Source organism: Microcoleus sp. B5-D4 (genome assembly GCF_036705145.1).
Classification (GTDB): Bacteria; Cyanobacteriota; Cyanobacteriia; order Cyanobacteriales; family Microcoleaceae; genus Microcoleus.
This window is the reverse complement of sequence record NZ_JAUBTV010000155.1, coordinates 1-6,489: the sequence shown is the minus strand read 5'-3', so window position 1 is coordinate 6,489 and position 6,489 is coordinate 1. Positions and strand designations below refer to the sequence as shown.

Annotated in this window: 3 protein-coding genes and 5 pseudogenes; 4 read left to right on the top strand and 4 right to left on the bottom strand. The window is 41.9% G+C overall.

Annotation, left to right across the window (positions count from 1 at the left end):
- Positions 1–78: 78 nt before the first annotated feature.
- Positions 79–803, top strand: a pseudogene (locus tag QUB10_RS33415) (ISAs1 family transposase); the annotation flags it as partial.
- A gap of 115 nt (positions 804–918) precedes the next feature.
- Here the strand turns inward: QUB10_RS33415 and QUB10_RS33410 are convergent.
- Positions 919–1,933: pseudogene (locus QUB10_RS33410) on the bottom strand (IS701 family transposase).
- 166 nt (positions 1,934–2,099) lie between these two features.
- Between QUB10_RS33410 and QUB10_RS33405 the strand changes: the two are divergent.
- Positions 2,100–2,453: a DUF6444 domain-containing protein gene (locus tag QUB10_RS33405; protein ID WP_445300817.1), complete on the top strand. Its 354-nt coding sequence runs from the start codon at positions 2,100–2,102 to the stop codon at positions 2,451–2,453.
- Positions 2,454–2,458: 5 nt separating this feature from the next.
- Here the strand turns inward: QUB10_RS33405 and QUB10_RS33400 are convergent.
- Positions 2,459–3,213 (bottom strand): annotated as a pseudogene (locus QUB10_RS33400) (IS1 family transposase).
- A 244-nt stretch (positions 3,214–3,457) separates the two neighbouring features.
- On the opposite strand from QUB10_RS33400, the gene QUB10_RS33395 reads away from it, so the two are divergent.
- A complete protein-coding gene (locus QUB10_RS33395) occupies positions 3,458–3,625 on the top strand; it encodes a hypothetical protein (protein ID WP_333207398.1) in 168 nt (55 codons plus the stop codon).
- A 91-nt stretch (positions 3,626–3,716) separates the two neighbouring features.
- Here QUB10_RS33395 and QUB10_RS33390 read toward each other — a convergent pair whose 3' ends face one another.
- Positions 3,717–4,907, bottom strand: a complete 1,191-nt coding sequence (locus tag QUB10_RS33390; RefSeq protein WP_333207396.1) for an endonuclease — start codon at positions 4,905–4,907, stop codon at positions 3,717–3,719.
- A 111-nt stretch (positions 4,908–5,018) separates the two neighbouring features.
- Between QUB10_RS33390 and QUB10_RS33385 the strand changes: the two are divergent.
- Positions 5,019–5,603 (top strand): annotated as a pseudogene (locus tag QUB10_RS33385) (IS66 family transposase); the annotation flags it as partial.
- 52 nt (positions 5,604–5,655) lie between these two features.
- Here QUB10_RS33385 and QUB10_RS33380 read toward each other — a convergent pair.
- Positions 5,656–6,417: pseudogene (locus QUB10_RS33380) on the bottom strand (transposase); the annotation flags it as partial.
- Positions 6,418–6,489: the final 72 nt, after the last annotated feature.

The window sequence follows — 6,489 nt, the reverse complement described above, 5'->3', positions numbered from 1 at the left end:
ACTCTAATATCAGACGCTTCAATTTTGCTCATCTTTTAAAAATACTCGATCCCGCGATCCCACCTGCGGAATGTGGGGTTATCGCAATGGTTGCAACAAATTATGGGTTCAGTCTTCCAAGAAATCATCCCCATAGATGGCAAAAGTTTGCGAGGTTCTTACGATCGAGAGAAAGGTTTAAAAAACTTACATTTAGTGACAGCTTGGGCGAGCGGACAGCGTTTGGTACTCGGGCAAGTCAAAGTACAAGACCATTCCAATGAAATCACAGCAATTCCAGCCCTACTAGAAGTAATCGACATTGCCGGGGCGATTATCACCATTGATGCGATGGGGACTCAAACAGAAATAGTCCAACTGATTCGTCAGAAAAAAGCCGATTATGTCGTGGCACTAAAAAGCAATCATCCCACTCTTTACAATCAAGTAAAAGACTGGTTTGCAACTGCAAAAACTCAGAACTTCATAGGAAGTGAAATGAGTTATGATTCCCGAACCGAAAAGGGGCATCATCGCGTAGAAAATCGAAAAGTCTGGGCGGTATCAGTTGCCCAATTAGGCGGACTTTACAAGCAAGAACCATCTTGCTGGATTACGCACTATTGTGATCGCCCTTAAGAGTTCGTCATCTGTGGAACAAAACCACTCGTGAGGTGCAGTTTTACCTAAGTTCTTTGCCAGTAGATGCCCAGCTCAATGGTCGTGCTATTCGCCAACACTGGGGCATTGAAAACCAAGTGCATTGGAGTTTAGATGTGACTTTTAATGAAGATCAGGACTTACGCATAAACACCATATATAGCGTTTATGAGGATCTTGAACTACAACCCGCTAAAGGGTGATTGCCCCGCCTGCTAGAATCCAAAACAATCTAGACCCTAACTGACTAAAAATACGATATGCTGTCTTGAAACCCACTTAAACTAAAGTCATAGCGACCGAAGGATTGCGAAGTTCTTCGGTTAAATAATTACCGAGTAACTTGTACTTAATTTGATAAACAGTCTGGTGAGTTTTCCTCGCTAAATGCTTCAACCTTACCCAGACTAAAATAGCACAGCTAATATGATTTCTTTGAATGCGAGCTTTTCGACATTGACACTTGTCAATTCCCGTTAACTGTTTAATTTCTCGATGAAACTCCTCAACCTTCCATCTCAGGCCACACTCTTTTTGTACAACCTCAGTAGAATTTTGAGCTTTATCGTTTGTGGCAATAAAGTCCGTGCGGTCGGTAGAGACCTCTACCCGGAATAATTTCACTTTTTTATTTTGAGGAAATTTTTTAATTTTGATTAATTTCCCGCTTTTAAATTCTTCTTTACTCCAACTTAGATTTTCTATCCTTTGATAAGGGTTGACTCCATCAGTATCATCTACCAGCCGATTTTTTTAAAGCGGACAATAGTAGATTTTTCCTAGTTCGTCTATGAATTTCATTAAATCTGAGGTGGCATACCAAGCATCCATTAAGACCGTGCTAAAGGGAATTTATTTATGAGATTTTAAATTATTCAGCATATCCTTAACATGATCCAGCTTAGACTTTCCATCCGATTCTGGAGCGTAAATCCGGTAATCAATTATCCAAAAATCCTGAGTTTCTCGATTAACATATACACAGTTAACTAGCCCAATGCCCTCGATAACTCGATGTTCATTACCACTATATTGGCGACGAGAAATTTCGATTTCTTGAGAATAACTTTTATCTAAAACTGTATCATCAAAAATTACGGCAGCTTTTTCAGATATCAAGAGAAAGGTTTTTTACATTTTCCCAGATTAAGTGAGGAGTTAATTTTTCCCTCCTTAAATAACGATTTATCGTATCATGGCTGCACTTTTTTAAGTGGTCAGCTAGATTAGTAATTGTATAATTAACCTGACTACTCAGTAAATATTGGCAATAGTCTAGCTTGGTAAATCCCATACAACTTACCCCTTTTTTATGCCTCCACTATAAAATAATTCCTCTAAAAAATCTATTGACTCTACCTCTGTTAGAATTGAAATTTCTCATGTAAAACTCAAGATAGTTAATTTGTAAGGATTCAGGTCAAAAAAACTTCAGTGTCAAAAGCTGGTAAAATAAACGAATGAAAAAGCCCGCAGCCACCAGAGAGCAGAAAAAAACCGAAATCCAGCAGTTGAGCCAAGCTGAACTGGTGGAAATGGTACTGGGGCTGCAAAAAATTATTGAAGAATTACAAGAAAAACTAGCCATTGCTACGGGGAAAAGTCGAACCACCAGTCAGACTTCATCAAAGCCCCCATCAACGGATCTGATCCAAAAATCAGAGAAACCAACAGTCCAACCAGAAGCAGACCAAAAAAAGAAACCAGGTGGACAACCAGGTCATCCCGGGAAAACCCGAAAAGGGTTTGCACGAGTAGACAGAACCGAAATTAGCTCACCCGACATCTGTCTCAATTGTGGCAGTAAAGGGTAGTGCTTTTATGTAAAGGATGGAGAAAATTGAGTCGGTTGAGTTTTCAGCATTGCTAATCGGATTTGATGATTGTAGTCATGAATAAAATTCCAAATAGCACCCTGATGATTCTCCAACTTCTTAGAAAACGATAATGTCTTCCTGACTAATCGCGAAATTCGCTGCCTGAGAGTATTATTTAATCGTTCAATGTAACTCGTCAATCCGCTTTCTTTCCCCACAGGCTGATGCCGTTTAGTCGGTAAAACCGCAGCATATGCCTCCCAATGATCGGTATAAATCTTGGCACATTGGCGATAGACACTCGGTAGGGAATCCCATAATGCAAGAGCCGACTTTAAGGAACGGTCTCCAATATGACATCCGATCACTTCCCGAGTCTTGGCATCCATCGCTAACCAAACCCATTGTTTATTCCCTTTGTTGTCTACAAAGGACCATAGTTCATCCATTTGGACGGTGTGTTTTCCGACTTCTTTTGGGATAACTGTAGCCTTGGGTTTTACGCCAGTGTACAAGTGGTTTACATAATTTTGAAGCCAGAAGAGAGGAAACACCCAGGACTCGGGCAATGCCAGCAAGAGAAATCCGTTCAAGGAGAAGCAACTCAATTTTTGCGCCCGGTGTCGGTGTTTTTGGGTTGCCACTTAGGATTTTCGACAAACTGGCGACCACAGTCACGACATTTATGGTTTTGTTTTCCGCGACGAGTCATACCATTTTTCATCACATCGTCAGAACCACAAGTGGGACAAATCAAATAGGGTTTCATCATGAGACTCCTCAAAAGATTGGCATAGAGCTATTATCCTCTATCCTTTACATAAAAGCACTACCCAGTAAAGAATTAAGTGGAGTAATTAACATTCATAGACAGCAAGTAGCAAGTCTAGTAGCAAAACCAATCGAAGTTGTTGAATATCAAACACAATCGTGTAAATGCCTCGAATGTGGTGCACTAGTTAGAGGAGAAGCACCCCGCTTGAATAGTTCCAGGACAAGACTTGAGCGTTAATCTTCAAGCACTCTTAGTCTGGCTGGGGAATTATGGACATCTTTCCTACGATAAGCTGACGCTCGTTATTGTGGGAACTCGGCAGGATAGAAGTGTCCGTAGGAACACTCCAAAAAACCAATCAACGAGTAGCAGCAGCAGTCAAGCCAGCGATTAAAGCACTGTGGGAATGGGCACCTCTACAATCAAATGTTCATGTAGATGAAACACCCCCGGTGTGTGATCTGACAGGTGTAGGTTTTTTACAACTAGGAGGAGTTACAAGCATAAAAGGCATCCACAGGAGTGTGAGGGAAGGAACTCCAACGCTCCAGATGAATGGGAATATTGTTGAGTAAATTAGCCATCAAAGTCACAAATCCTTTAAGAAAACAAGACAAATGACGCCCTTTTTTGAGGCCTTGAGGCAGATTTAAAGCAGTATGTCCAAGGGGAAGTTGTGGAAAATTTGAGGCAAGTGATTGATTTTCATGAGTGCCACCCAGGATCACCATCCATAAAGTGGCAACAGCTAGCACTAACCACATTCGTTCGGCTCGTTGTGGTGAGAGTAAACGTGTATTATGCCATTGCCAGCCATCGGATTTGAAATCGCGGTAAACACATTCGGTACAAGAACGTAGTCCATACCAGAGAACGTTTGCTTCTTCCGGTTTGAAGTCTGTCAGAATCAACCAGGGGTCTTTGTAGTCTAGATCCCAACGAGCTAAGAGTGTACAAGACAGAGGATTAGTTTTAAAACACACGACTTCGGCAGACCATGATTGTCCACCTTGACGAACCAAATGTGCCAGTGGCTGCCATGTCTGTTGAGAGGGCAGACGATAAGTTCCTTGATGGTTGATACGTAGAAATGGATGCCAGCCCACACTTTCAATCAATTGATATAACCAATCAGCATACAATCCTCGGTCAGCGGCAACGATCACCCTAAAGTTTGCCGGAATCACACCTTGAACAACACAAATCAGTTTTTGCCAATGAGGTTTCCAACTTCCGGGCTCCTCGGCTCCGACAATGCACCAAGCTACAGGAATTCCCGACCCACCCAATAAGATGTTCATCGACAGAACTGTAAATTTATCTCCGATGCTAGTGGCATCCAATGCCAAGGCAATGTCCTCAACATTTTTCGGCAGTAAACTTAGCACCCACAACAGTAATGGAGCAAAACAACCACTAACATCCAGCTCACGACGATAAACTCCTTTTTTAGCTGGGGCTTCTTGATACCATTCTTTTAATCGCTGACGGACTGTGTTCGGCTTTTCTCCGTTGAGCCCAGCGATAAAATGCGAAACTTGGGTTAAGCTGCTAGATTTGGTCATGACTACACCAAAGCTCCAAGTCGCTAAGCCAATCGCTTGAGGTATGGAGAGGTGAGGCATTTGTTTGGAGACAATACATGACCAATCCAAGAGAAGCTTATTTTTCAGCATTTTGGGTTTTTCCCCAGCCACGTGTTTCGTTGAATCACCCTTATTTTCGCCTGGTTTAATTGACTTTATACTACCCAGTCGTAAAAAACCTACACCTGTCAGGGGAGGGGGAAGGGGGTTAAAGAATGGCTATGGACGGCTAGTATCGAAGGATTCTGTTTATTTCATGCCGCAGATACCAGGGGGCGCGTGGAACTAGAAACCATGCTGGGCAAAGAATTTGCGGGAGTCTTAAGCTCAGATGATTTCAGTGTTTATAATGGTGTGAAAGTCGCAGCCCAACAGAAGTGTCTGGCCCATTTACGGCGGCATTTTAAGAAAGTGCTGGTACTTCCTGGCAATGATAATGCAGCAGTCGCTCAAATATTTCTGTCATTAATAGATGAAGCTTTTATCGCCCATGAGTCGTGGCGCAAGACGAAGGAGCAACTCACATACTACTCATGGGCAACTGATTTCAAAATACGATTGAATCTTGCTTTGGAGACTTGGTTGAACAAAGTTGGTTCTACCGCAGGTTTGTTACTCAAATCCTTACGGGATAAGGCAGAACAATGGTGATATTTTCTCTCTGACCCCTCGGTTCCTCCAGATAATAATAAAGCCGAACGTTCTCTACGGTTAGCTGTAACTAAGCGGAAAGTTTCTGGCGGCTCTCGTTCGATGAAACGATTTGAGGAAACGGCTGATCTACTTAGGGCTTGCTGAATAATCGATAGCCAACCAAGAGCAGGAGCTCACGATATATTCAAGCTTGGTTAAATATAAGTTGTTTCGGCATTGATTCCACCCCGTTATAATTGTAGATTATATTCAAGCCAAAAACAGGTGTTCTTTTTCCAAATAGACATAAAAACACACAAAAAACCCGGCGCCACCAGGTAGCAAGGTTCATTACCAAAAAAGTAATTGCAATAACTGTACCAGATGTATTATCAAGTTTTGCCATCACTCGATTCAGACCGAATCTTCGTTTCAAGAGCCCAAACTTGCCCTCAATGGCATTTCTAATCCTCTCATCTTCCAACGCTTGCCTCTTTTTTGATTTACTCACATTTGCTGGCGGTCTTCCTAATGGCGGTCCACTCAGCCTAATGCCTTTTTCTTTACACCATGCTCGGTTTTCCCGATTTCGGTAAATGCGATCTGCATGAACTGACTCTGGATAATACCCTGTGAATTTATGATATGCTTCTACTTGTGTTTTTAAGTCTCCTGATTCGTTAAAGTTATCCCAGCTCATCCGGTCTAAAAATACATATCCCTCAAAACAACTGGCTGATATTTTGGCTCCAAACTCTACGCTTTTTCCTGCTTTTCCTCTCACAATAGGACGAATCTGGGGTTGACTTAAACTTACTATTCTATCCTCAATGCTCTGTTTATTGTTATCAAATAACCACTGTTGTTGGCGAGTGACTTCTGTGAGGACTAGCAAGGTTTTATATTGCTTTTTATTCAGACCTTCTAGGCTCGCACCTGAATCGATTAGCTGTTCAATATGACCTAGGGCGTCGGTTCAGTATTATGACTTGACAAAAAAGACTGAAAATGATATGTGAATTGAGAAGCCTGTTAAATT